Source organism: Psychroserpens mesophilus (assembly GCF_000826645.1).
In the GTDB taxonomy this organism is placed as follows: domain Bacteria; phylum Bacteroidota; class Bacteroidia; order Flavobacteriales; family Flavobacteriaceae; genus Psychroserpens; species Psychroserpens mesophilus.
Genome location: NZ_JXJP01000001.1, coordinates 115,863 through 139,304, shown reverse-complemented (window position 1 = coordinate 139,304; position 23,442 = coordinate 115,863). Strand labels below are relative to the sequence as shown.

Sequence of the window (23,442 nt, the reverse complement as noted above, 5' to 3'; positions counted from 1 at the left end):
AGTACTGATTGAAATTTAAGTTCTTAAAAATTTTTATGACATTCTCAAATTGAAGCCTTGTAAATGCAAAGTTTGTAATTTTTATGCATAATTTTTCAAAGTTTTGAAGCACAATATTCAGTTATACAAAACAAAAACACTCCATATAAAATCTTCTCAGATCATAAATAGAGTGTCTGCTATTTAAAGGGACTTCGTATTGTAATTATTACAAGTTTCTAATTGAAATCATTTATGGTTAGACCATTATCGAATGTAATGTTTGTCCAATTCACCTTAATCCATGGTTCGTCACTTACATCTGCTTTCCAATTTGACTTCTTATATAGTCGTTGTGTTGGAATAAGCATGTCCTCTAATTGCTCATACTTCAATGTCATTAAATACGGCTCATCCATAACTCCAAAATCGGCCACTGTAAACAAAAACTGATCAACTAATGACGTTTTTTTATTGATGTAAAGCTGATAAATATCTGTAGGCTTATTATTGTTGCTATTGAAGGTGATTTTTACAATATCATAAGGAATATCATTAATATCTTGTTCACCAACATACTCGTAAGATAAACCTGGATCCATCAGCTTTTGAAACATCGCAAACCAATAAAAATTGGTTGGTCTGTTAAATGCCACTCTTTTTAAGCGAACAGTATCCTGTATCTTATTGCCATTATGTTTTAGCCAAAATTCCTTTCCGTTATAGCCTTGTTCAATTGGACCTTCAAGCTCAGGAAACGTTCGTTCGTGCTGGTGATACATGCCATAGGAAAGTTCGCCATTAAACATATATTTTTCGGTAGATATATCTGCTTTCCCGTCAGGAGTTTGATAAGTATAGGTATAAACAACATCTTTTTTATTTAATAGTGTTTGATAATCTCCTACTTTTTTAGTCATTTCAACTACAAGCTCATGTGCTTTATTGTGAATATCGTCTTTAACAACTTCCATTGTAGTTTTTTCTGGCTTGTCATTACACGACAGAACCAGAGTTCCTAGTGCTAAAATTAATACTGATTTAATGTTCATAGTGTTATAATTTTACTGGTTCCCATACAAATTTTTCAAATGCTGCATCTACTGGTGTATTTGCTATATGATTTGTATAGTTGCTAATTGTTTTTTGTGCTAATCCTAAAATGATTTCTAAAACTTGTTGTTCACCATAACCTGCTTCATAAAATGTATTTAAATCCTCTTGAGAAACGTGTCCACGATTTCGAACAATTTTTAAAGTCATGTCATGCAAAGCTTGAAGTTTTTCATTTGGCAAAGCTTCTTGATTTCTTAGTGCTTCGGTAATTTCTGAATCTACTTTCATCATATGAGCAATTCCTGTGTGAGCCGGAACACAATAATGACATTCATTTTCTACATTAATTGTTTGCCAAACAACTGTAAGTTCTTCAGCATTAAAGGAGGAGTTACTAAATAATTCATGGAGTTTTTGGTAAGCTTCGAAGGTTTGAGGTGAAGAAGCTAATACACCATGCAATCCTGGCAATCTGCCAAAGTTTTTTATTGATGTTTCAATTAATTGTTTGCTTCCTTCAGGAGCAGTTTCAAGGGTGTTTATTTTTAAAGTTGTCATAATTTTAATGGTCTCTATTGTTATTAATTATTTCTAAACGATTATTTAGTTATTATGTAAAAAAAATCTAAAGCTTACTGAATGTCATTTCAATATAATCTTCAATTTCCTTTTTAGTATTAACTTTTGTCGAAGCAGCCAATCCATGCTTTGCTAGTAATAAGAAATTAGCCTGCTTCATGATTGTAGCGTCATCTTTAGAAGAATCCATTCTTAATTTTTCAATAAAAATGGACTTAAGGTTAGTCATAAACCCTTCCATGTTATCTTGAATCGTTGCATCTTCAGAATCTGAAAACTCATAATAGGTGTTGGTTACTAAACAGCCTTTCTGATTTCCTTTTTCATAACAAATATTGACAGAATCATAGAAAAACTCCTTGATGTCTTCTAAACCTTTTGTACCACGAATTAGCTTTTCAAACAATTGGTTCGTTTTCTTCTTATAAGAATTTATACTTTCAAGAAACAATCCCTTCTTACTCCCAAAGCTTGAATAAATTGAAAACTTATTGATGCCCATTTCGTCTTCAAGCATTTGCATAGAAGTGCCTTTGTATCCATTTTGCCAGAATACATGCATGGCTTTGTCAATGACTTCTGCTTCGTTGTATTGTTTTTTTCTTGCCATAAGTATTAAACAGGTCAAAACTAAACAATCATTTAGTTATGAGCTATTTTTTAACAGATCTTTATTACTTAAAAGCCATTAAATTAGAATTTTGGAGTCATTCAAGGGTTGTTGCGACCTTATACACCTTACCATTTTCAAAAACAATCAGCAGTTGTTCTCGCTTTGATTCAAAAAAGGTTGGCGGATTTCCTAATCGATATAAGAACACTTCTTTTTCGGCTGATGCACTTGAATTAGGTTCGCCTAAGAGTTGAATAACTTCCGCTTGAGATTTATCCATGAGCATTTGAGATTCAATCACATCATCGACCATTTGATAACGTCTTGCTGGATCGCTTCTCCATTTTCTTTCATCGAAACGTTCTTCAAACAGGTAAATTAAGGAGGTGGTAATGACAAAAGCTGCAAATAAAAATAAGCCAATCTTATCGTTTCTATTCAGCTTAAATATATTCATCTCTTATCCTACAATGTTTACAATTTTACCAGGAACAATAATTACCTTTTTAGGTGTACGACCTTCTAATTGCGCAATAGTTTTTTCGTGAGCCATGACAACTTTTTCAATTTCATCTTTAGTCATGTCTAATGGCAATTCTAGGGTAAAACGCATTTTTCCGTTAAATGATATTGGATAATTTTTGCTACTCTCAATCAGGTGTTTTTCTTCAAACTTCGGAAATGGCGCTGTTGAAATTGACGTATCATTCCCAAGTCTGCTCCATAACTCTTCAGCAATATGTGGTGCATAAGGCGAAATTAACACCAGTAATGGTTCAAGAATAGCTTTACTCGTGCATTTTTGAGCGGTTAACTCATTTACTGCAATCATAAAGGTTGAAACCGACGTATTAAATGAGAAGCTCTCGATATCCTCTTCGACTTTCTTAATGGTTTTATGAAGCGTCTTTAGATTGTCTTTTGAAGGTTCAGCATCGTTGACATTTAAACCATTGCCACCAATATAAAGTTTCCAAAGTTTTTTGAGGAAGCCATGCACACCTGTGATACCAGCAGTATTCCATGGTTTTGCTTGTTCTAAAGGTCCAAGAAACATTTCATACAAACGTAAGCTGTCTGCACCATACTGCTCACAAATCGCATCAGGATTGACGACATTGTATTTGGACTTAGACATTTTTTCGACTTCGCGACCTACTTTGTAAACGCCATCTTCTAATATGAATTCGGCATCTTTAAAATCTTCACCAAATTCTCCGTCTTGTTTTAATCCTTCAATATCTAATTCATCTGATGCATTTACATATTGCACTTTTACATGAATTGGTTGAACACTATTATCAGAAATTAATCCTTTAGATAAATATTTATTTGTGCCATCTTCTCTGTAAACAAAAGCACTCGTCCCCAAAATCATCCCTTGGTTAATCAGCTTTTTAAAAGGCTCTTCCACGTTGACAAAACCTCTGTCTTTCATAAACTTCACCCAAAAACGTGAATATAACAAGTGACCTGTAGCGTGTTCGCTTCCGCCAATATATAAATCAACATTTTCCCAGTAATTCAATGCGTCTTCACTTGCAAAAGCGTCACCTCTATTGGCTGCTTCTTCCATATATCTGAAGAAATACCAAGAGCTTCCTGCCCAACCTGGCATGGTGTTGAGTTCTAGAGGAAAAACATTGACATTATCAATGTCCTCATTCTTTGCCAACTCGCCTTTTAAGGCGTCCCAAGCCCAAATATCAGCACGACCTAAAGGTGGTTCGCCTTCTTCAGTTGGTAAGTATTTTTCAACTTCTGGCAAGACTATTGGCAAATGTTGTTGTCCAATCATTTGCGGTTTTCCATTCACATAGTACACAGGAAATGGTTCGCCCCAATAGCGTTGTCTAGAAAATACAGCATCACGTAGTCTGTAGTTTGTTTTTCCTTCGCCTTGACCGAGTTGTTCTAATTCGTAAATCGCTCGTTTTGTAGCTTTTTTGTAGTTCATTCCGTTAAGGAAATCACTGTTTGCAATTACAGTGTTTTCCTTATCTGAAAAAGCTTCTTCTGAAATATCTACACCTTCAAAAATATTAGGAATAGGAATATTAAAATGTTTTGCAAAATCGTAATCACGCTGATCACCACAAGGTACAGACATGACTGCTCCTGTTCCGTAGCCAGCCAATACGTAATCACCAATCCAGATTGGAATAGGCTCTTTGGTAAATGGATGCTCAGCATAAGCGCCTGTAAACACTCCTGAAATGGTTTTTACATCTGCCATTCGCTCACGTTCGCTACGTTTTGCAGTGGCTTGAATATAAGCTTCAACGTCTGCTTTTTGTGCTTCAGTAGTAATTTTTGAAACCAGTTCGTGTTCTGGAGCTAAGGTCATAAATGACACTCCGAAAATGGTATCTGGTCTTGTTGTGAAGACTTCAATCTTGTACGGATGAGACGTCTCGACTGCGCTCGACGAGACAGCATCATGATTTTCGTCATGCTGAACGTGGTTCAGCATCTCACGCGTCGCTTTTACATTAAATGTCACACTCGCACCAACCGATTTACCAATCCAGTTGCGCTGACTTTCTTTAAGTGAATCTGTCCAATCAATCGTATCTAAACCTTGTAGCAAACGCTCAGCATAGGCAGAAATACGCATACTCCATTGCGTCATTTTCTTACGAATTACTGGATGTCCACCACGTTCTGAAACTCCATTGACGATTTCGTCATTTGCTAAAACAGTTCCTAAAGCCGGACACCAGTTCACTTCAGTTTCAGCTAAATAGGTTAATCTATATTTTAAAAGAATATCTTGTTGTGCTTCTGAAGAATAATTATTCCAGTCATGAGCAGTAAACGTTTCCACATCGTCATCACATGCTGCATTTACAGTTGAATTGCCTTCCGAAGAAAACTTTGAAATTAGACTGTCAATATGTTCTGCTTTATTACTATCATTGTTATACCAAGACTCAAAGAGTTGAATAAAAATCCATTGTGTCCATTTATAATATTCCGGATTACTGGTACGTACTTCTCTACTCCAATCAAATGAAAATCCGATTTGATCCAATTGACGACGATAGGTTTTAATATTGGTTTCGGTGGTAATTGCTGGATGCTGACCTGTTTGAATGGCATATTGTTCAGCAGGCAAACCAAAGCTATCATAGCCTTGAGGATGCAACACATTAAAACCTTTATGACGTTTGTAACGCGCGTAAATATCACTTGCAATATAACCTAACGGATGACCAACGTGTAAGCCTGCTCCACTTGGATAAGGGAACATATCTAATACATAATATTTAGGCTTTTCGCTGTTATTTTCAGCTTTAAACGTTTGGTTGTCTGCCCAATATTTTTGCCATCTGGCTTCTATCTCGTTAAAATGATAACTCATGGTTTTTCTGCAAATTTAGACCGCAAATTTAAAGGTATTACAACACAATTAAAAGTTTAAGCGTTCTAAACATTATACAAAGCATTTTCTTTTATATTTTTACACCATCAACGCTTTAATCTTATGAGTTCATCTTTTGACAGATATCAAAAACGAAAATTAATTACCTCTTACTTTTCAGTTGTAATAAGTATAGCATTAGTCCTGTTTTTACTAGGATGTTTAGGCTTATTGGTGCTAAATGCTAAAAAGGTAGCCGATCATTTTAGAGAACAAGTTGTGGTAACCATTTACTTAAATGATTCAGCGAAACAGGTTGAAGTGGACCAATTGGAAAAAAGTTTAGCTATGGCTGAATACACCAAATCAACAGAATACGTCTCAAAAGAGCAAGCTGCTGAACTTATGAAAGCAGAAACTGGCGAGGATTTTATGGATTTTGTAGGTTATAATCCGTTACAAAACTCTATTGATATTTATCTCAAAGCGGACTATGTAACCAATGAAACTTTAGATGGTATTACAGAAGAATTAGCGAATAAAAAATTCATTGAAGATATTACCTACGATAATGACCTTGTTGAATTGATGAATAACAACGTTAAGAAAATCACATTTTGGGTTCTCCTACTCAGCGCCATATTTACAATAATAGCTGTGCTGTTAATTAACAGCTCAATCCGATTGGCCGTATATTCAAAACGATTTATCATCAAAACCATGCAAATGGTTGGAGCAACTAAAACATTTATCAGACGTCCTTTTGTATTTAAAAGTGTGCAATTAGGTGTGATTGGAGCGATTGTCGCTTTGATAGGCATGGGAATTGTCCTGTACTATATGGATCAATTTTTCCCAGAATTAGAATTACTTCAAAAACCAGTTTTAGTCGGAAGTCTATTTGTCGGCATCTTTTTATTAGGTGTACTCATTACATGGATTAGCACGTTTATAGCGACACAACGTTTCTTAAACCTGAAAACGGATCAGTTGTACTATTAATATTTAATTAAGAATTTGCTCTAAAATTTCTTTTATATTTACACCATACTTTAATCATGGGAGAACAAAAACGTAAAGAGACCTCTAATACCGAATTTATATTCGGAAAGAAAAACTATAAGTTTATGCTTATTGGCTTAGGCTTTATTGTCTTAGGCTTTATGTTAATGTCTGGAGGCGGAAGCGACGATCCTAATATATATGATCCTTCAATATTTAGCTGGAGACGAATTCGACTTGCTCCTGCCATGGTGTTAATTGGCTTCGGAATTCAGGTGTATGCTATTTTGTTGAATCCGAATAAAGATTCTAAATCATAACTATAAATTTCCTTTCTTTTTAGCATTTCATATCTCTATTTTGATATTTTTGCTTCATGGATATCATCGATTCAATTATATTAGGAATTATTCAAGGATTAACAGAGTTTTTACCTGTCTCATCCAGTGGTCATTTAGAATTGGGTAAAGCCATTCTTGGTGATGATTCGATTCCAAAAGAAAGTTTATTATTCACTGTTGTTTTACATTTTGCAACTGCTTTAAGTACCATTGTTGTCTTTAGAAAAGATATCTGGAGTATTGTAAAAGGAGTTTTGAAATTTCAATGGAACGAAGACCTTCAATTTGCATCAAAAATTGCAGTATCAATGTTACCTGCAGCCATTATTGGTTATACATATGAAAGTGAGTTGTCAGAATTATTTGGCGGAAACATTAAACTAGTCGGTTTTATGTTGATCCTAACCGCTTTACTTTTATATTTAGCTGATAAAGCCAAAGACACTTCAAAAAGCATTTCATTTAAAAATGCAATTGTTATTGGTTTTGCTCAAGCCATTGCGATGCTTCCTGGAATTTCACGTTCTGGAGCAACCATTTCAACTTCTGTTTTACTCGGAAATGATAAAACCAAAGCGGCTCGTTTTTCCTTTTTAATGGTGGTTCCGTTAATTTTCGGAAAAATAGCTAAAGATATTATTGGAGGAGAATTGACTTATGATAGTGGGAATTTCACATCGCTCAGCATCGGATTTATTGCCGCATTTGTTTCAGGATTATTTGCCTGTACCTGGATGATAAGTCTGGTAAAAAAAAGTAAACTTATTTACTTTGCTATTTACTGTTTGATTGTTGGTATAATTGCAATTTACATTTCCTCAACATAACGATATGCTTACAGCTGAAGACTATCAAAACGGACAAGTTTTACTTATTGACAAGCCATTGACATGGACCTCGTTTCAGGCAGTTAATAAGCTTCGCTGGGAAATAAGACAGGCCTTCAAGATTAAAAAAATTAAAGTTGGTCATGCTGGAACGCTCGATCCTCTGGCTACTGGATTACTGATTATCTGTACTGGTAAAATGACCAAACAAATCAATACATTTCAAGGTCAGGACAAAGAATATACCGGAACTTTTGTATTAGGAAGCACAACGCCTTCCTACGATTTAGAAACAGACATAGATCAAACATTTCCAACAGAACATATCACAGAAGACTTAATTCATACGACGACAAAACAATTTATTGGTACAATTGAGCAATTTCCACCTGTATTTTCAGCCATTAAAAAAGATGGAAAACGTCTCTATGAATTTGCGAGAGCTGGTGAAGAGGTAGACATCAAATCCAGAACGGTGAGTATTTCAGAATTTGATATCACAAACATTGATGGTAAAAACATAAATTTTAGAGTGGTTTGTAGCAAAGGCACTTATATTAGATCTTTGGCTCACGATTTTGGAAAAGCACTTAATTCTGGTGCTCATCTTTCAGTATTAAGACGCACAAAAATTGGCGATTTTCATGTTGATGACGCCATGTCTCCTGAAGATTTTATTGCAAAACTTTCTTAAACTTATAACTTAGAAGCGTTGAATTTTATCTGCTTTTAATCTAAATTGCTTACATTAACGTATATCTAATACAGCCTAAACTAAAAATTAACCTATTTGAATTTCTTAGATAAACATAAAGCCTTATTGATTACAGTTTTAATTTCTGGAACTGTAATACTGGCTATGTTTAGTCTTCATATTAAACTAGCCGATGAATTTATTTCTGAAAGCTATTATGAGATAGAACCTCAAACCATAGAAGAATTACAAGCTTTAGAAGAACAACTTAAAGCGGAGGAAGCTGCTAAATCTTCAACTAATGAAGCCTTTAATGAAGACGAAGCGTTTAAGGAAATGATGAAGAATTTCAAGTCGATAGCAACCAACGATTTTGAAAAAGCCACGGAAACAGAAGAGGACGTTTCAGAAGAATCCTCAGAAACTCCAGATGATGTGCAGACTTCAACTTCAAATTATAATAGTTCAAAAGCTTATGCTGTCAAGGAAAACGAACGACAATCCTTTAATAAAGCTAAAGATATTTTAGCCATGCATTCTTCAAAAAAAACAGATAAGGATACAAAATCAAACCGAAGTAGTAGTGTTTCCTTTTCACTCAAAAACAGAAGTAAAGTGAAACTACCTCCACCTGTTTATCTCTGTGAAGTTACCGGAAAAATTGTGGTTAATATTACTGTAGATTCCAATGGTTTAGTAACTGACACCTATATCAATTCCTCTTCGTCTTCTGATAACCAATGCTTAATTGATCATGCTTTAGAGTATGCCGAAAATGCCATTTTTTCATCTGATGCGAATACTAAAAGTCAGATAGGCTCTATTACGTATTATTTTAAAGGAAAGAATTAAATAACATTAGAGTTATACAAATTAGTGTATTCTAAAGTCAGGTTGAGCGCAGTCGAAACCTATACAAAACAAATTAAACACCTAACAACTTCACGATATCACTAATGATATTTTGTCCTTTATCTTTATTATACCAAACCTGTAAGTCTTCTTTAAACTCAGGTGTTAACACACCATGCTTTGCCTTATAATCGTTAACCAGTTGTGTTGCTTTACTAGGTCTTGGTCCGAATGTATTCAATACTTCACCAGTGGTATTTTCGATCATAATTAACTTGGCAATTGCGCGTCCGCCATTTGTTAAAAACTGATCCATTAATGCTTCGTTTTCATCTCTCAACACGAGTTTCAAATCAATTCCATCTGAAAGTTCAGCTATTTTGTTTAGCACAGGAATCACATGAGCTGCATCACCACACCAGCTTTCTGTAATCACAAGCCAAGTGACATTTCCTTTAAAACCAGAAATTTTGTCTTTAACCTCATCAGAGATTTTAACCGTTTTATCCCAACGCTTCATTCGTCGGTCATTAAGCATCGTATAATTAGCTAAAGCTTCGGTTTTTTCGTGACCAGTTGTTGAGCCTTTTTCAGCTAAATCACGCACCAAATCGCGATAGCTTTCATAAGAAATTCCTTTTTGTAAACTTTCGCTTATCATGTCTTTTACTGAAATCTGTTCCAATATTCTCATGGTATTTTATTCTGCAATTTAACTTAAACCCTATTAATGAAAGATGACTTAAATCATAAAAATAAAATCATATCTATCATTAATGAATAAGACGAACTATTATCTAAAAACTTACTATTTTTAAACTTAAATGTAATGTTATGGAAAAACATAAATGTGGCTGGTGTCTTGGTGATGATTTATATGAAGCGTATCATGATAAAGAATGGGGAGTTCCTGTTCGTGATGATGACACCTTGTTTGAGTTTTTAATTCTGGAAACTTTTCAAGCTGGATTAAGCTGGATTACGGTTTTAAAAAAACGAGAAAACTTCAGAAAGGCGTTAGATGATTTTGATTATAGAAAGATTGCCGTTTACAATCAGAAAAAAATTGATAGCTTATTACAGAACGAAGGCATCATCAGAAACAAGCTTAAAGTAAAAGCTACCATAACAAATGCTCAGGCGTTTATTAACATTCAAAAAGAGTTTGGGTCATTCTCAAAATACATTTGGGGTTTTGTTGAAGGCAAACCGATAAAAAATACTTTAAAAAATTATAAAGAAGCGCCTGCAAACACACCTTTAAGTGATGCTATAAGTAAAGATTTGAAAAAAAGAGGTTTTAAATTTGTAGGCTCAACAGTGATTTATGCACACATGCAAGCCACTGGAATGGTAAACGACCACGAAGTGAACTGTTTTAGGTATAATGAAGTTTAAGGTTTAGCCTAAATACTTCAGAAATTCTTCTCTGGAGATCTCTTCAGCTCCTAAACTTTCAAGGTGATTTGTATATACCTGACAATCTATAAGCTTATAATTGGTGTTTTGAATAAACGATATAAATGCAACTTTACTGGCATTACTAACTTTGCTAAACATACTTTCACCACAAAATACACCATTCTCTAAATCGATACCATACAAACCTCCAACAAGTTCTTCGTTTAGCCAAACCTCAACAGATTTTGCTATACCTAGATGATGTAATTTTATGTAAGCCTCTTTTAAGTCTTTAGTAATCCAGGTTCCTTTTTGTCCGTCACGTTTTATGTTAGAACAATTAGTAATCACGCCTTCAAAATCTTTATTAACTGTAATTATAAAATCAGAATTTCGCATGACCTGCCTCATGCTTTTTGAAATTTTTAAGTGGTCTGGAAATAGCACAAAACGAGGGTCTGGAGACCACCATAAAATTGGTCCATGATCGTCATCATACCAAGGAAATATACCGAGCTTATACGCTAAGGTTAAACGATCGACAGACAAATCACCTCCATAAGCCAGGAGGCCTTCGCTACTGGCTTTTGACACATCTGGAAATATTAGGTCTTTATTTAAAAAGTACATGCTTAAAAGTTTAGATAAGTTATTTAACTTATACTGATATTTAGTTTCAATTCCAGAACTGATACAAGTGGTTCTTACTTTCTTAGGGAAGATAAAAAAAGCTTTCTAAAGAAAAGTGAACTTATATGAATTTTGAGCATAAAAAACCTCAATGCCATAAAACATTGAGGTTTGATTAGTGAGATTCCTGTTTGAGCAGGAATTACTTTTTAGAAAGGAAGATCATCATGATCTTCTTCATTTAAGTTTGTAGCTGGCTCAAAGGCTTCAGCAGGCGCTACAGGAGGCATATTTTCTCCTGTTGCAGCTGCATTTTCAATTCTCCAACCTTGTACAGAGTTAAAATACTTAGTTTCTCCTTGTGGATTCACCCATTCTCTACCTCTTAAGTTGATATTTACTTTTACAGCTTGACCAACCTGATAATTGTTTAACAAATCTGTTTTGTCTTGAACAAATTCAATCAAAATATGTTGTGGATATTGTTCCTCTGTTGTCACTACCAATTCTCTCTTTCTAAAACCGTTGCTTCCAAAGGTTTGTGTTTCGCCAATCATCTTGATTTTTCCTTGTACTTCCATTCTTGTAATACTTATAATTAATTTAATTTATTGTTTTTTAAGATAATAATAGTTTCCATGCACTATTAACATCGCCATAGCTTAGATAATTTCTGGCTATTTTATGTTTTTGTCTATGAGACATTTCTCGAATATTCGGATAACGCTCGCTCACATTATCAATAAACGCTTCAACCTCCTTTTTTGATGGTAATACCTCTATATTGCCTAACATTCCAAGGTCATTTCCAGTTAAAATCATACTGTTCTTTACCTCACTTGGCATAGCATCTACGCCTATACCTAATGTTGATAATGGCTTTGGAATTTCAAAAAAGCCCTTTTTGGCTCTATTGTAATAACTTCCTCCAGCTCTTGCCACTAAATCCAGTTTCTCTTGAATAATAACATTGTTATCATCCATAACAGAATCATCAATATGAAATTTCACGACTTCACATATGATGAGATTTCCGGCACCTCCTTCAGTTCCTAGCGCTATAATTTCGTTCACTTTACATTCAAACTGTATAGGAGATTCAGCAACTCGAAAAGGTTTCACAAGCTCCGATTCTAACATGGTTAAACCTGATTTCTCAAATTCATTTACCCCTTTTTCATACTCTGTACTACTTAAAGACATTTGCTGAACAATATCATAATTCACAACATTGATAACAACTTCTTTGGTCTCTTTAGCATTTTCTAAAGTATGTTTTGTAGTATTATCTCTAACACGTCGTGCTGGAGAAAATATTAAAATTGGAGGATTAGCACTAAACACATTAAAAAAACTAAATGGCGACAAATTAGGCTTGCCATCAGCATCCATCGTACTGGCAAAAGCTATTGGTCTTGGTGCGACTGCACTTAATAAATAACCATGTAATTTTGCAGTTGATATACCTTTTGGATCAAAAGATGCCATTTGAATCTTTAGTTTTGTTTAATAAGAATGCAAATGTAACTATAATGCTAAAGGTATGAAAATGATTTGCTTGCTTGTTAAGACAATATTATTAACAGATTTACATTATATTTAAAATTCAAAATTAGACTTGATGGCTCAAACCATGAATAGAAACATTACACGATGGATTGCCATTGTGGCCTCCTTTATTGTAATCTCACTTATTCTCTGGAATACTTATGTGTTTTTCCAACATTTTAAAGCTGAAGAACGCACCAAAATGGAAAACTGGTCTTTTGCTCAGAAAACTTTTATAGAATCAATTGGAGATGCTGAGATAGAAATGACTTCCAGAATTATTGAGAGCAATACCACAACTCCAATGATTTTGATAGATCCTAATGACCAGATTATTAGCTACCGAAATATTGACACTCTAAAGGCAGCAACATCAAAGGATTATTTAAAAAAACTTAAAGTTACTTTTGAAAACGAAAATGCTCCTATACCAGTTCCATATATCATAAACGGAGAAACTTATGTAAGTACAATTTACTATGGAAACTCTCCATTGCTCAATAAGCTTAAATATTATCCTCTGGCGCTTTTGTTAATAATTTTCCTTTTTGGGGCTGTGGCCTACTTCTTTTATAAAAGTTCAAAAACAGCCGATCAAAATAAGTTATGGACAGGAATGGCTAAGGAAACAGCGCATCAAATTGGAACACCTTTGTCCTCGCTCGTTGGATGGACCGAAATTTTACGCTCAGAACATGTAAATCCTGATTATTTGGTTGAAATTGAAAAAGACATTACCCGATTGCAAACTATTACAGATCGTTTCAGTAAAATTGGTTCTATTCCGAAGCTGGAAAAATCAGATATTGTAAAAGAAACAATCGATTCTTATGAATATCTTAAAGCACGTTCATCTAAATTAATCGATTTTGAAATTTCTGCTCCAGATGATGTTATTATGGTTGATCTTAATAAACAACTCTACAGCTGGACCATCGAAAACTTAGTTAAAAATGCCATTGATGCCATGAAAGGTAAAGGCCAATTAAAACTAGTGATTACGAATGAAGGAAAACATGTAACGATTAAAGTGATTGATACAGGTAAAGGAATCTCTAAACAAAACTTTAATACCATTTTTCAACCTGGTTATACCAGCAAAAAACGTGGTTGGGGATTAGGTTTGTCTCTAGCTAAACGTATTATTGAAGATTATCACAATGGGAAATTAAAAGTGCTAAATTCTGAAATTGGCAAAGGTACAACGATGCAAATTTCATTAAAATTATTGTCTTAACTTTAAGATATGAAAACGCAGCATTACTTTACATTAAAGGAAGTCCAACTTAATAATAATTGTCCGGAATGCTATTCTAACGACGGATTAGAATTGACATTTAAGCAGCGATTTGTCGAAAATCTTTTTTACAAAGCTATTACTCAAGACACGGTTTATGAAATGCATTGCAATACTTGTGAGACAGATATTTTTCCTGTGCGTTGGACGGATGATATAGAACAGGTTGTTGCGTATCAAAACCGAGCTTTAAGACCAAAACCTAAGTCTTTAAAACTAAAAAAAGGAGGCTGGATTTTTGTAATTGTTGATTTGATCCTTTTTGTTCTGGTTTTGCTTTTTGTTACAGGAGTATTAACTTTTTAGTTAGATTGAATTTTTGTCCTTCCTCTCTGTTGGAAAGACTAGATTAATAACCCTAATCATTTTATAAAAAAGAAGCAATTCTAGAAGCGATATCTTCCAACGCGTCTTTATCTAATTTAATTTTACTGATAAACCGAGCATCTTCCATAGAATTTAAAGGAATTAAATGCACGTGAGCATGAGGAACTTCTAATCCAATAACTGTTAATCCAACACGTTTACAAGGAATTGCTTTTTCAATCGCTATGGCAACCTGTCTGGAAAATTCTAAAAGTCCGTGATAAGACACTTCATCTAAATCAAATAGTTTATCAACTTCTTTTTTTGGAATACAAAGCGTATGACCTTTAGCATTCGGATTGATATCTAAAAACGCTAAATAATCTTCAGTTTCAGCTACTTTATAACATGGGATTTCGCCAGAAATAATTTTTGTGAAGATAGATGCCATTATCGATTTGTTTAGAGTGTATGTAAATATAAAAAGATTCCTCTTTTGAAGGAATCTTTTTATAATATATTAATGCTATTCTTGCCTATGCAGGAATTTATGATCTTGAAATCTCTAAAACATCAAATTTCATAACACCATTTGGGACCTGAACTTCTGCAACTTCACCTACAGATTTTCCTAATAAGCCTTTTCCGATAGGTGAATTAACAGAGATTTTACCAGAAGCTAGATCTGCTTCGCCATCAGCAACCAAAGTGTAGGTCATTTCCATGCCATTGGTCTGGTTTTTAATTTTCACTTTAGATAAGACTAAAGCTTTTGAAGTGTCCATTTGAGACTCATCAATAACACGTGCACCTGCTAATGTTTCTTCAAGTTTAGAAATTTTCATTTCCAGCATCCCTTGAGCCTCCTTTGCTGCGTCATATTCCGCATTTTCACTTAAATCCCCTTTATCTCTTGCTTCAGCAATGGCTTGAGACGCTTTTGGTCGCTCAATATCTTTTAATTGTTTGAGCTCATCTCTCAATTTTTTTAATCCTTCCGCAGTATAATAAGATACTTTACTCATAATTCATTCGTTTATTAATAAAAAAGATTCCGAAGTATACTTTGCCTACGCTTAGTACAAGTGTTCGGAATAAAAAAATCCCGTTTCCACGAGATTTGTTATACAAAGATACAAAATATTTATATCAACCTTTAAATTATTGTAAATTGCCACTAAAAAAAATCAAGCTAATGAAAAAACTTCTTTTCGTTTTATCACTCTTACTTTTAACCACTTGCAAAAAAGATGATGATGGGAACATTAATAATTGTAACTTTTTGTTCAATGTTGGAATTAACAGAACCATCAGTCTAAATTTACCTCAATACAGCCAATTGCAGTTTACCTCAAATTCAGTGTATATTGCGAATGAGGGGAATGCTGGGATTTACGTGGTTAACGTTGGTGGAAATTTTAGAGCTTTTGACGCAGCAGATCCTAATCACACACCAGATACCTGTTCCTTTTTAACAGCAAATGGCACTATAGTAACTTGTGGTTGTCAAGATGAAAATCAATATAATTTATTAACTGGTCTTTCTGAAGGCGGACAATTGCCATGTACTTTACAGGAATATCGTGTTACAGCCAATGGCTCTGAACTAACAATTACCAATTAACCGTCAACACTTAAAATATAAAAAAGCTCCTAAAAAATTTAGGAGCTTTTTTATGAACTAGTCAAAAATCTAAAACTTTACTGTTGCACCTAATAAAAAGTTTGTAGTCGCTTGCGGATAAAACCCTGCACCTTCAACTGTTGCTATTGTTCCTGGATTTGTAAAATCATCATCAAATGTAAAGTAGTATCCATTAGACACATACTTTTCATTTAATATATTGTTTACTAGTCCCGTAAAAGTGATCGCATCAAAAATAGATTTTGTCTCAATGGTATAGGCGATATTAAAATCGTTGACAAAAAAACTATCCAATTTTGATAGGTCAGCTTCAGTATTGCTCATGTATTGCTCGCCAACAAATTTGCTTAATAAAGATATTTGCAAATTTTTAATAGGCTGATATACAATGGCGTTAGCAGCAATGAGTTCAGGAGAAAATGCAATATCAGTTTTCCCAAGATTTACTAATTCGCCATCAAAAGAGATGATTGTTTCTTTATTTTTATTTGAGCTCAACGTTAGGTTTGGTTGCAGAGTTAGTTTGGAAGACACTGGAATCAAAGCTTCTAACTCGAGACCTAAACGATAACTTTCCCCACTGTTGGTACGAATAGGATTTCCAACACCATCAATATTACCCGTAAGTACCAGTTGCTCATTATAAAGCATTAAATAAGCATTCGCATTAAAACTAAAATTGTTTTTCTTATGTCGCCAACCTATCTCAAAATCATTAAGTTGCTCTGGCTCAATTTCTGCATTATTTTCAAAATCATCACGACTTGGTTCTCTATTGGCTCTTGCATACGAAAAGTATAAATCGTTATTAGTGTTTAATTCATAAGTGATTCCAGCTTTCGGATTGAAAAATGTATAATTTTCATCTACGAGGAATTGTGTAAGATTAGAATTAATACCAGACGTTGCATAGTTCACATTTCTCAATTGTAAATCGCCATAAAGCTGAATCTTATCATTAAGCCTGAAACTAGCTTTGGTGAATACTGAAAAATCATTCTTCTTTCCATTCCCTTCATAATAACGATCTCTAATATCACTTTGGCTGGCAAATTCTGCCCAAATAACTTCTCCGAAATGGTCTCCATCATAATGACTGAATGACGTTCCGAAAATCATATCTAAGTTGTTATTCTTATAATTTGCACTGGCATTAAACACATAAAAATCATTATCTAACCACCGACGCCTTACCAAATCTGTAGTGGTTTGAGGCTGTCCGTTAACCGTTAAGGGCTGAAATCCGTAAGTCTCAAAATCGTCATCTTCACGAAACTGTTCAAAAAACCCACGACCATAGGTATAATTCAATCCGATGTTAGTTGACCACTGGTTGTCATAACGTTGATTCCAATGCAACTGATAATGGTCTTGCTTATAATCGTCAACTTCGCGATCATAAAATTGTGTATTACCATTGTCATCTGTATAAATTCCTGCAGGATTAAATGTTCTGTTATCCTTGAGGGTTTGGCCATCAATACCAAACCAAGACTGATACGTGACTTCACTACCACCAAAAGTAATGGCTTTGATGAGTGTATTATCGTCAATAAAAGACGCTTGCAGGAAGTACGATTTTAAATCGGTTGAAGCTCTATCAATATAACCATCTGAAGCAATATTTGATAAACGACCAGCAATTTCAACGTGATCATTTAACAAACCTGTACTAAACTTTACGGTGTGTTTTCTTGTATTAAAACTACCGAAGGAATTAGAAATTTCTCCATTAGCTTCTTTTGAAACAGCGTCAGTTAAAACATTAATACTTGCTCCAAAGGCTCCTGATCCATTGGTTGAAGTTCCTACACCACGTTGTAGCTGTAAACTTTCAACAGAAGACGCAAAGTCTCCTAAATTTACCCAGAATGTTCCTAGAGATTCGGCATCATTATAAGGAATTCCATTAATTGTAATGTTAGTAGATTGGGAGCTGATACCACGAACACGTATACCAGTGTAACCAATTCCAGCTCCAGCATCAGATGTAGTAACGACTGAAGGCAAGAAGTTTAGCAACACAGGAATGTCTTGTCCGAGATTGCGCTTTGCAATTTCTTTTTTGGTAACGTTGGAATGTGTAATAGGTGATTTAGCATCTACGCGAACGGCTTTTACCAAAACCTCATCAAGTTGTTCAACTTTGGTTGAATCTTGTTCTTTTTCTTGTGCAATACCCGAAAAAGTTGTCAATAATAAAGCAAAACATGTGCTTTTAAGAATAGTAGATTTCATTACGATTAAATAAAATAATCGAATAAAAAGAGGTCATTATTCTAGGTTAATAATTTATAAATTGAATCCCTTGAAGTTATTAGAATCATCACTATGATTGTGTATGACATTAACTAACTTCAGTAATTCTAAATTCCTTAGCAGCATTACCTGCTCAGGTTCAATGGGTATGATCTCAGCCGATAATAGGCACCCCTTTTTTGAGAACGCTGCAAAGATAAAATAGATTTATGGATTGCACATTAATAATCTATAAATTTTTAATTAATCTATTTGAGGAGGTTTTCGATTGGACTTCTTTTCAGAAATTTTTCGTTTGTTAGTCAGTCGTTTTTTCACAACAGCTTTTGGAATTTTTGTTGGAATACGATCTTTCTCTTCAATTAAATTGGTTTTGATGAGTTCTAAAAAGCGACTAATGATAATTGATTTGTTTTTATGCTGACTTCTACTTTCACCACATTGCATCATCAAGACAAAGGCTTTGGTTAGTCTGGATTCTAAATTGGTTTTGAGTAATTCTTTTTGAGTTTCAGATAAGACTTCGGAAGCTTCTAAATCAAAGGTAAGTTCTACTTTTGAAGCTGTTTTATTCACATGCTGTCCGCCTGCACCAGAACTTCGAATTGCTTTAAATGTTAATTCACTTAATATGGCTTGTTCATCAAACATCTTATTTGATTTGATGTGGTGCTTTTAGCAAGTCATTAACCGTTTTAACAGGATTAAAAGTAATCAAAGGCACTTCAACAAAAATCGTATTCCAATTCGCCATGCTTCCATTCCAAAGTCCAGGAAGCTCAAGCGCTTTAAGGTCTTTTCCTGTTTTGGTTTTCATCGAGATAAAAGCCGCTTTTTTATCGACAAACTTTTTTAAATCAAACTTTTCGCCTTTGTAGTTTTTAGTGCCACAAACCAAATCAACAGGATTAAAGTGGGTGGCATTCTTTAAAATCTGCTTTTGATACTTATTCTTCTTATTAATTTGAGCAGACTCTACAATTTGGAGTGATATATTTCCACTTTCATCTTTGATCCAAAACGGTCCACCTCCAGGTTCCCCTTCATTTTTTACCATGCCACAAATACGAATCGGACGATTTAATTTTTCAGCCAGATACTCTATTTGATATTTTAGTGAATATTTTTCAAATTCAGTACTGATTCTAACATTCATTGTATTTACTAAAAACTCACCAATTTCTATAATTTGTTCATGTGAAACATCAGAATTATCTAGTAATCTGAGATAATTAAATACACGTTGCTGAATCTTAAGTAAAATTCCGGCTAATACTTTTTTGTATTTTGCTACCTCATTTTTATACTTATAGGTAACGACGTTATCTATATTTTTAATAAAAATGATGTCTGCAGTTAAATCGTTCAAATTTTCTATCAATGCACCATGACCAGAAGGTCTAAAATGTAAAGAACCATCATCTTCTCTGAAAGGTTTGTTTTTTGGTGTTACAGCTATGGTATCGGTAGATTCCTTTTGATAAGAAAACGAAATATCAAATTTAGAACCTGTTATTTCTTCTACTTTTTGCTCGATTCTTGAAAACTCCTCATCAAACTTATGATTGTGCTTTTCAGAAATTGTAAAGTGAAGTTTTGTAGCCTCGTTATCTGAAGAATATAATGCTGATTCATACAAATGCTCTTCGAAGGCTGTTGATATAACTTGATTTTTATATTTATGAAATGGCATTAACCCTTTTGGGGAATTTCCGTAATCAAGCTGATCTCCATCTAGCATCATTTGAACAAATTTAAAACGTTGCTCATTTAAAGATAGAGTATCAAACTCAGGGTATTCCTTTTGAAGGTGAGCTATAACTGTATGATAAAACGGAAATTTGTCTAAGCCAATAAAAAAAAGGGATAAATCGTTATTTTTAAACCTATTGATATAAGAGTTTATACTTTCTTTTTCCAGATTATAGTCTTCCAGAAAGCTGTATAAAAATTTAAACATTCTGGTAGCAGCGCCAGATGCAGGAACAAATTTCAATATGGAAATATTATCTTTTTTCGATTCAAAATAAGACATATACTCTTGTATGTCATTATTAGATAATCTTAATATTCCACTGTCTATTGTAGCTTCAGCAACAAGATTAGCAAAAGGAATTCCACTTTCAAAAAGTTTTATTTGTCGTTCTACTTTTTTTAACGTGAGTCCTTTACTTTCTATCTGTTGTATATCTTTTTCAGAAAAAATCAATTTACTATATTTAAAAGTTCATTTATTTGGGTAATACATAAGTTGAGCCGTTGTTCAAAACTACCTTTTACAATACTATATCTTTTTTTTGAATCTATCAATGCTTGCTCAAAAGCAGTAAACATTTGCAATCTAGTATTGGGTTGATCACGTATTCCATCGGCTTCCCATGGTGTGTCAATATAAGTCAAAAAATATAAATCATACGCGTTTTCAAGCGCATATTTTTTTAGGATATCAGGACAAAATCCATCATAGTAAAACTCAGAATACACTTTAGTTTCAAGCAAATCTGTATCACAAATTAGAAGTTTATTTGCTATTTTAAGTTGTTCATTTTCCAAATGCATTTGCCCAATAGCAATCGGCAACACATCATTTTTAGTGAGTTTTTGGTTAAGTTTAGCTTTAGATTTAGCATAGATACGTGAATACTCTTCAACATAAACCGTATCATAATAGGAAGCCAATGCTCTAGCAAGAGATGACTTTCCTGTAGATTCAGGACCATATAAAACGACTTTTATACAGTTTGAGTTTTCAACTGAGATTTGTCTAAGCTTTTCTTCCATGCTAAATAGCCTTGTATTGCTAAAATGGTAAATATTAAATATTGCAAAGATAACATTCCCCAACCTCTATAAGCGTATAGTGGAATTGTAATGAGATCGGCAACAATCCATAGTGTCCAATTTTCTAATTTTTTGTTGGCCATAAACCACATGGCAGTAAAAAACAGACCTGATGTAAAAATGTCAATATAATTAGACGTATCTATTACGGTTCCGTAGCTTTTATAAATGATGTAAGTCACGAGCATTGTTATTAAAAACATAGTGAAACCTATCCATTTTTCCTTAGTGGTTGTTCTAGAAATTGGCACAATAGGTTTATCATTCTTTTTCCGTGACCAGTTCCACCATCCATAAAGACTCATCACAGAATAATAAAAATTCATCATCATGTCGCCCATAAGTTCATCATGTAAAAAAATATAAACTGTAATGACAGTGGCTACAAGTCCGACTGGATAAACTAAAATATTCTCTCGCTTAGCATAGATTACACTAGCAATTCCAAAAAAGAAAGCTATAGCTTCAAGAACAATTAAATGAGTCGCTCTATTTTGATAGGTTTCAAAAAAAAACTCAAAAATGTGGTTCATAGTCGTATCTGTCAGATTTTACAATTTTCATGTAAAGTAATCCTCTTTCAATAAGTTGAAAAACATCCTTAATTTCAACAGTTAATAACGCCATGACCTCATCGTAATCGCCATAAACCTGAGTACTTAAAGGATTTTCTAGGACTTTCAAATTTGAAGCACGCAATTGTTTAATAAAATGAATAATTGCAGGCTCATAATCGTCATGCAAAGGGGTCAATGTTAATTCTACTGATATATTCATACTTATTTTTTTAATTTTTCAAAAAAAGATTCATCGTCTTCAAAGGCAGTTCCTATAACAACGAGATCTGCTCCAGAATTATAAGCGTTTTCCAGCTGCTTTAAAGTTCTGATACCACCTCCAACAATTAACGGAATATTCAACTCGTATTTAACAGAACGAATAATTTCTAAAGGAATTGGATGCATTGCACCACTTCCTGCTTCGAGATATATAAACTTCATTCCAAGAAGTTCGCCTGCTTTTGCAGTATCGACAATTTGGTTTATGTTGTCTCTAGATAAAGGCTTCGTTTTAGTAACCTTCTCAACAGACGTTTGTTTACCATTTTCAATTAATATATATCCTGTTGGAATGATTTCTAAATCAGAGTTTTTCAATTTTGAAACAGCCGCTATGTGTTTGCTAATGAGATACTCTGGATTGGTTCCGGAAATTAGAGATAAAAACAATAAGGCATCAGCTTTATTTGTAATTTGCGATACATCACCTGGAAATAAAATCACGGGTAAATGAGTCATTTTTTTTATTTCAATGACTAATGCTTCGGTAGCTTCATCATCTACAGTACTTCCACCGACAAAAACATGCGTGGCGATAGACTGATTTAATTTTTGCATAAAACCGGATAAATCTTCACACTTCATCTTGTCTGGATCGATTAAAACAGCTAGAAGATGCTCTCCTTTAGAATTTGAGTGTACGATATTGTTGTAAATCACTTTCATTTAGGTGGTTACATAAGCACAGGTGAATCCTTCAAATTCTAAAAAATGTGTATTGTATCTGTATTTTTTATGTTGATAATCAATCCATGCAACCGTTTCATTGTCTTCCAACATGAACGGAATCACTAAAAAATGCTCTCTAAATAACATGCCAGGCGTTGCAAACAATTTATACAGAGATTCTTTAATCCCCCAAATAACGGTTAGCTTTTTAATGTAGTCATCATCTGCTTCAGACACATATTTAAATTCATAATCCACAAACTTCTTAGCTATGACAGCAATCTTATCTCGTTGCTTTTCTATATCAATTCCAACTTCGTGATCGCTAATAATAACTCCCGAAAAGGTAAATGAATGTGTTATTGAAATATGTTTTCCATCTTTTAAGTGTGGTTTACCTTTATCGTCATAGTATAAATCCTGATCTGTGTATCCAAAATCTCTGAGTAAATGTCTCACACTTAGAAATCCTCGTTGATGCAACTCGCTTTTCATTCCTAAAACACGCTCCAAACTAGTTGTCTTCAAATCTAATGGTCTTATCAAATCGTCATAAGACTCTGTTATCTTCCAGATTTTAACAGTAGTTTGTGAATTAGGATGTATAGTTTTATAAAGTGGCATTTAATTATCTAAAACTTAATAGTTATCTTTGCATCGCCTAAGGCGGATTTGGTAATTATTATGTAGCGAATTTAGT

The 23,442-nt window shown here is 33.8% G+C and carries 28 protein-coding genes; 9 read left to right on the top strand and 19 right to left on the bottom strand.

The annotated features are described in order from the left end of the window. Nucleotides 1–218: 218 nt before the first annotated feature. From TD18_RS00580 to leuS, 5 genes are all read right to left on the bottom strand, one after another. Entirely contained in the window at nt 219–1,031 is an 813-nt protein-coding gene (locus TD18_RS00580; protein WP_040247100.1) for a DUF6503 family protein, read from the bottom strand. 4 nt (nt 1,032–1,035) lie between these two features. Continuing rightward, the gene (locus tag TD18_RS00575) at nt 1,036–1,593 is read right to left on the bottom strand and encodes a carboxymuconolactone decarboxylase family protein (RefSeq protein WP_040247097.1); all 558 of its coding nucleotides are present in this window, start codon (nt 1,591–1,593) and stop codon (nt 1,036–1,038) included. Between the two features lie 67 nt (nt 1,594–1,660). Beyond that, the gene (locus tag TD18_RS00570) at nt 1,661–2,224 is read right to left on the bottom strand and encodes a TetR/AcrR family transcriptional regulator (protein WP_040247095.1); all 564 of its coding nucleotides are present in this window, start codon (nt 2,222–2,224) and stop codon (nt 1,661–1,663) included. Between the two features lie 97 nt (nt 2,225–2,321). Next, nucleotides 2,322–2,684: a hypothetical protein gene (locus TD18_RS00565; RefSeq protein ID WP_040247093.1), complete on the bottom strand. Its 363-nt coding sequence runs from the start codon at nt 2,682–2,684 to the stop codon at nt 2,322–2,324. A gap of 3 nt (nt 2,685–2,687) precedes the next feature. Next, the gene (leuS, locus tag TD18_RS00560) at nt 2,688–5,591 is read right to left on the bottom strand and encodes a leucine--tRNA ligase (RefSeq protein ID WP_040247091.1); all 2,904 of its coding nucleotides are present in this window, start codon (nt 5,589–5,591) and stop codon (nt 2,688–2,690) included. A 123-nt stretch (nt 5,592–5,714) separates the two neighbouring features. On the opposite strand from leuS, the gene TD18_RS00555 reads away from it, so the two are divergent. The 5 genes from TD18_RS00555 (at nt 5,715) to TD18_RS00535 (ending at nt 9,307) form a co-directional block, all read left to right on the top strand. Beyond that, nucleotides 5,715–6,593: a cell division protein FtsX gene (locus tag TD18_RS00555; protein ID WP_040247089.1), complete on the top strand. Its 879-nt coding sequence runs from the start codon at nt 5,715–5,717 to the stop codon at nt 6,591–6,593. Between the two features lie 56 nt (nt 6,594–6,649). Further along, nucleotides 6,650–6,913, top strand: a complete 264-nt coding sequence (locus TD18_RS00550) for a DUF3098 domain-containing protein (RefSeq protein WP_040247087.1) — start codon at nt 6,650–6,652, stop codon at nt 6,911–6,913. Nucleotides 6,914–6,969: 56 nt separating this feature from the next. Then, nucleotides 6,970–7,761, top strand: coding sequence for an undecaprenyl-diphosphate phosphatase (locus TD18_RS00545; protein WP_040247084.1), 792 nt, complete (start codon nt 6,970–6,972; stop codon nt 7,759–7,761). Between the two features lie 4 nt (nt 7,762–7,765). Further along, a complete protein-coding gene (gene truB, locus TD18_RS00540; protein WP_040247894.1) occupies nt 7,766–8,455 on the top strand; it encodes a tRNA pseudouridine(55) synthase TruB in 690 nt (229 codons plus the stop codon). A 96-nt stretch (nt 8,456–8,551) separates the two neighbouring features. After that, entirely contained in the window at nt 8,552–9,307 is a 756-nt protein-coding gene (locus TD18_RS00535; RefSeq protein WP_152611276.1) for a hypothetical protein, read from the top strand. Nucleotides 9,308–9,380: 73 nt separating this feature from the next. On the opposite strand, the gene TD18_RS00530 is transcribed toward TD18_RS00535, so the two are convergent. After that, nucleotides 9,381–10,001 carry a thioredoxin family protein gene (locus TD18_RS00530; protein ID WP_040247081.1) on the bottom strand — a complete coding sequence of 207 codons (621 nt, stop codon included), beginning with the start codon at nt 9,999–10,001 and terminating at the stop codon, nt 9,381–9,383. 140 nt (nt 10,002–10,141) lie between these two features. Here TD18_RS00530 and TD18_RS00525 point away from each other — a divergent pair, with 140 nt between their 5' ends. Beyond that, entirely contained in the window at nt 10,142–10,705 is a 564-nt protein-coding gene (locus TD18_RS00525; protein ID WP_040247077.1) for a DNA-3-methyladenine glycosylase I, read from the top strand. 3 nt (nt 10,706–10,708) lie between these two features. Here TD18_RS00525 and aat read toward each other — a convergent pair whose 3' ends face one another. The 3 genes from aat to TD18_RS00510 form a co-directional block, all read right to left on the bottom strand. Then, nucleotides 10,709–11,338 (bottom strand): leucyl/phenylalanyl-tRNA--protein transferase, encoded by a 630-nt coding sequence (gene aat, locus TD18_RS00520; protein ID WP_040247075.1) that lies wholly within the window; start codon nt 11,336–11,338, stop codon nt 10,709–10,711. 209 nt (nt 11,339–11,547) lie between these two features. Then, nucleotides 11,548–11,919 (bottom strand): DUF3127 domain-containing protein, encoded by a 372-nt coding sequence (locus TD18_RS00515; RefSeq protein ID WP_040247073.1) that lies wholly within the window; start codon nt 11,917–11,919, stop codon nt 11,548–11,550. Between the two features lie 37 nt (nt 11,920–11,956). Beyond that, a complete protein-coding gene (locus TD18_RS00510; RefSeq protein ID WP_040247070.1) occupies nt 11,957–12,826 on the bottom strand; it encodes a flavin reductase family protein in 870 nt (289 codons plus the stop codon). Nucleotides 12,827–12,971: 145 nt separating this feature from the next. On the opposite strand from TD18_RS00510, the gene TD18_RS00505 reads away from it, so the two are divergent. Then, nucleotides 12,972–14,123: a sensor histidine kinase gene (locus TD18_RS00505; protein WP_241480620.1), complete on the top strand. Its 1,152-nt coding sequence runs from the start codon at nt 12,972–12,974 to the stop codon at nt 14,121–14,123. A 9-nt stretch (nt 14,124–14,132) separates the two neighbouring features. Then, nucleotides 14,133–14,489 carry a hypothetical protein gene (locus TD18_RS00500; protein ID WP_040247065.1) on the top strand — a complete coding sequence of 119 codons (357 nt, stop codon included), beginning with the start codon at nt 14,133–14,135 and terminating at the stop codon, nt 14,487–14,489. A gap of 61 nt (nt 14,490–14,550) precedes the next feature. On the opposite strand, the gene TD18_RS00495 is transcribed toward TD18_RS00500, so the two are convergent. Both TD18_RS00495 and greA read right to left on the bottom strand, forming a co-directional pair. After that, nucleotides 14,551–14,940: an HIT family protein gene (locus tag TD18_RS00495; protein WP_040247063.1), complete on the bottom strand. Its 390-nt coding sequence runs from the start codon at nt 14,938–14,940 to the stop codon at nt 14,551–14,553. A 97-nt stretch (nt 14,941–15,037) separates the two neighbouring features. Next, entirely contained in the window at nt 15,038–15,514 is a 477-nt protein-coding gene (gene greA, locus TD18_RS00490; RefSeq protein ID WP_040247062.1) for a transcription elongation factor GreA, read from the bottom strand. Between the two features lie 170 nt (nt 15,515–15,684). Here greA and TD18_RS00485 point away from each other — a divergent pair, with 170 nt between their 5' ends. After that, entirely contained in the window at nt 15,685–16,113 is a 429-nt protein-coding gene (locus tag TD18_RS00485) for a Rieske (2Fe-2S) protein (RefSeq protein WP_040247061.1), read from the top strand. A gap of 69 nt (nt 16,114–16,182) precedes the next feature. On the opposite strand, the gene TD18_RS00480 is transcribed toward TD18_RS00485, so the two are convergent. From TD18_RS00480 to TD18_RS00445, 8 genes are all read right to left on the bottom strand, one after another. Beyond that, nucleotides 16,183–18,372, bottom strand: coding sequence for a TonB-dependent receptor (locus TD18_RS00480; protein ID WP_040247058.1), 2,190 nt, complete (start codon nt 18,370–18,372; stop codon nt 16,183–16,185). Between the two features lie 264 nt (nt 18,373–18,636). Further along, on the bottom strand, nt 18,637–19,044 hold the full coding sequence (arfB, locus tag TD18_RS00475) for an alternative ribosome rescue aminoacyl-tRNA hydrolase ArfB (protein WP_040247055.1): 408 nt from the start codon (nt 19,042–19,044) through the stop codon (nt 18,637–18,639). 1 nt (nt 19,045) lies between these two features. Beyond that, nucleotides 19,046–20,602 carry a DUF4301 family protein gene (locus tag TD18_RS00470; RefSeq protein WP_040247053.1) on the bottom strand — a complete coding sequence of 519 codons (1,557 nt, stop codon included), beginning with the start codon at nt 20,600–20,602 and terminating at the stop codon, nt 19,046–19,048. Then, the gene (locus TD18_RS00465; protein ID WP_040247052.1) at nt 20,599–21,174 is read right to left on the bottom strand and encodes an AAA family ATPase; all 576 of its coding nucleotides are present in this window, start codon (nt 21,172–21,174) and stop codon (nt 20,599–20,601) included. Before TD18_RS00465 ends, TD18_RS00470 begins: the two co-directional genes overlap by 4 nt. Beyond that, nucleotides 21,126–21,767 (bottom strand): nicotinamide riboside transporter PnuC, encoded by a 642-nt coding sequence (pnuC, locus tag TD18_RS00460; RefSeq protein ID WP_084205802.1) that lies wholly within the window; start codon nt 21,765–21,767, stop codon nt 21,126–21,128. The genes TD18_RS00465 and pnuC overlap by 49 nt, the downstream gene beginning before the upstream one ends. Continuing rightward, nucleotides 21,751–22,011: a thiamine-binding protein gene (locus TD18_RS00455; protein ID WP_040247050.1), complete on the bottom strand. Its 261-nt coding sequence runs from the start codon at nt 22,009–22,011 to the stop codon at nt 21,751–21,753. The genes pnuC and TD18_RS00455 overlap by 17 nt, the downstream gene beginning before the upstream one ends. Nucleotides 22,012–22,013: 2 nt before the next feature. Continuing rightward, nucleotides 22,014–22,739 (bottom strand): geranylgeranylglyceryl/heptaprenylglyceryl phosphate synthase, encoded by a 726-nt coding sequence (locus tag TD18_RS00450; RefSeq protein ID WP_040247047.1) that lies wholly within the window; start codon nt 22,737–22,739, stop codon nt 22,014–22,016. Beyond that, nucleotides 22,740–23,366, bottom strand: coding sequence for a 4'-phosphopantetheinyl transferase family protein (locus tag TD18_RS00445; protein WP_040247045.1), 627 nt, complete (start codon nt 23,364–23,366; stop codon nt 22,740–22,742). It abuts the gene before it with no gap. Nucleotides 23,367–23,442: the final 76 nt, after the last annotated feature.

What these genes read in the sequence shown, in the direction of transcription:
- TD18_RS00580 (WP_040247100.1), bottom strand. Translation starts at nt 1,031, where the DNA reads ATGAACATTAAATCAGTATTAATTTTAGCACTAGGAACTCTGGTTCTG.
- TD18_RS00575 (WP_040247097.1), bottom strand. Translation starts at nt 1,593, where the DNA reads ATGACAACTTTAAAAATAAACACCCTTGAAACTGCTCCTGAAGGAAGC.
- TD18_RS00570 (WP_040247095.1), bottom strand. Translation starts at nt 2,224, where the DNA reads ATGGCAAGAAAAAAACAATACAACGAAGCAGAAGTCATTGACAAAGCC.
- TD18_RS00565 (WP_040247093.1), bottom strand. Translation starts at nt 2,684, where the DNA reads ATGAATATATTTAAGCTGAATAGAAACGATAAGATTGGCTTATTTTTA.
- leuS (WP_040247091.1), bottom strand. Translation starts at nt 5,591, where the DNA reads ATGAGTTATCATTTTAACGAGATAGAAGCCAGATGGCAAAAATATTGG.
- TD18_RS00555 (WP_040247089.1), top strand. Translation starts at nt 5,715, where the DNA reads ATGAGTTCATCTTTTGACAGATATCAAAAACGAAAATTAATTACCTCT.
- TD18_RS00550 (WP_040247087.1), top strand. Translation starts at nt 6,650, where the DNA reads ATGGGAGAACAAAAACGTAAAGAGACCTCTAATACCGAATTTATATTC.
- TD18_RS00545 (WP_040247084.1), top strand. Translation starts at nt 6,970, where the DNA reads ATGGATATCATCGATTCAATTATATTAGGAATTATTCAAGGATTAACA.
- truB (WP_040247894.1), top strand. Translation starts at nt 7,766, where the DNA reads ATGCTTACAGCTGAAGACTATCAAAACGGACAAGTTTTACTTATTGAC.
- TD18_RS00530 (WP_040247081.1), bottom strand. Translation starts at nt 10,001, where the DNA reads ATGAGAATATTGGAACAGATTTCAGTAAAAGACATGATAAGCGAAAGT.
- TD18_RS00525 (WP_040247077.1), top strand. Translation starts at nt 10,142, where the DNA reads ATGGAAAAACATAAATGTGGCTGGTGTCTTGGTGATGATTTATATGAA.
- aat (WP_040247075.1), bottom strand. Translation starts at nt 11,338, where the DNA reads ATGTACTTTTTAAATAAAGACCTAATATTTCCAGATGTGTCAAAAGCC.
- TD18_RS00515 (WP_040247073.1), bottom strand. Translation starts at nt 11,919, where the DNA reads ATGGAAGTACAAGGAAAAATCAAGATGATTGGCGAAACACAAACCTTT.
- TD18_RS00510 (WP_040247070.1), bottom strand. Translation starts at nt 12,826, where the DNA reads ATGGCATCTTTTGATCCAAAAGGTATATCAACTGCAAAATTACATGGT.
- TD18_RS00505 (WP_241480620.1), top strand. Translation starts at nt 12,972, where the DNA reads ATGAATAGAAACATTACACGATGGATTGCCATTGTGGCCTCCTTTATT.
- TD18_RS00500 (WP_040247065.1), top strand. Translation starts at nt 14,133, where the DNA reads ATGAAAACGCAGCATTACTTTACATTAAAGGAAGTCCAACTTAATAAT.
- TD18_RS00495 (WP_040247063.1), bottom strand. Translation starts at nt 14,940, where the DNA reads ATGGCATCTATCTTCACAAAAATTATTTCTGGCGAAATCCCATGTTAT.
- greA (WP_040247062.1), bottom strand. Translation starts at nt 15,514, where the DNA reads ATGAGTAAAGTATCTTATTATACTGCGGAAGGATTAAAAAAATTGAGA.
- TD18_RS00485 (WP_040247061.1), top strand. Translation starts at nt 15,685, where the DNA reads ATGAAAAAACTTCTTTTCGTTTTATCACTCTTACTTTTAACCACTTGC.
- TD18_RS00480 (WP_040247058.1), bottom strand. Translation starts at nt 18,372, where the DNA reads ATGAAATCTACTATTCTTAAAAGCACATGTTTTGCTTTATTATTGACA.
- arfB (WP_040247055.1), bottom strand. Translation starts at nt 19,044, where the DNA reads ATGTTTGATGAACAAGCCATATTAAGTGAATTAACATTTAAAGCAATT.
- TD18_RS00465 (WP_040247052.1), bottom strand. Translation starts at nt 21,174, where the DNA reads ATGGAAGAAAAGCTTAGACAAATCTCAGTTGAAAACTCAAACTGTATA.
- pnuC (WP_084205802.1), bottom strand. Translation starts at nt 21,767, where the DNA reads ATGAACCACATTTTTGAGTTTTTTTTTGAAACCTATCAAAATAGAGCG.
- TD18_RS00455 (WP_040247050.1), bottom strand. Translation starts at nt 22,011, where the DNA reads ATGAATATATCAGTAGAATTAACATTGACCCCTTTGCATGACGATTAT.
- TD18_RS00450 (WP_040247047.1), bottom strand. Translation starts at nt 22,739, where the DNA reads ATGAAAGTGATTTACAACAATATCGTACACTCAAATTCTAAAGGAGAG.
- TD18_RS00445 (WP_040247045.1), bottom strand. Translation starts at nt 23,366, where the DNA reads ATGCCACTTTATAAAACTATACATCCTAATTCACAAACTACTGTTAAA.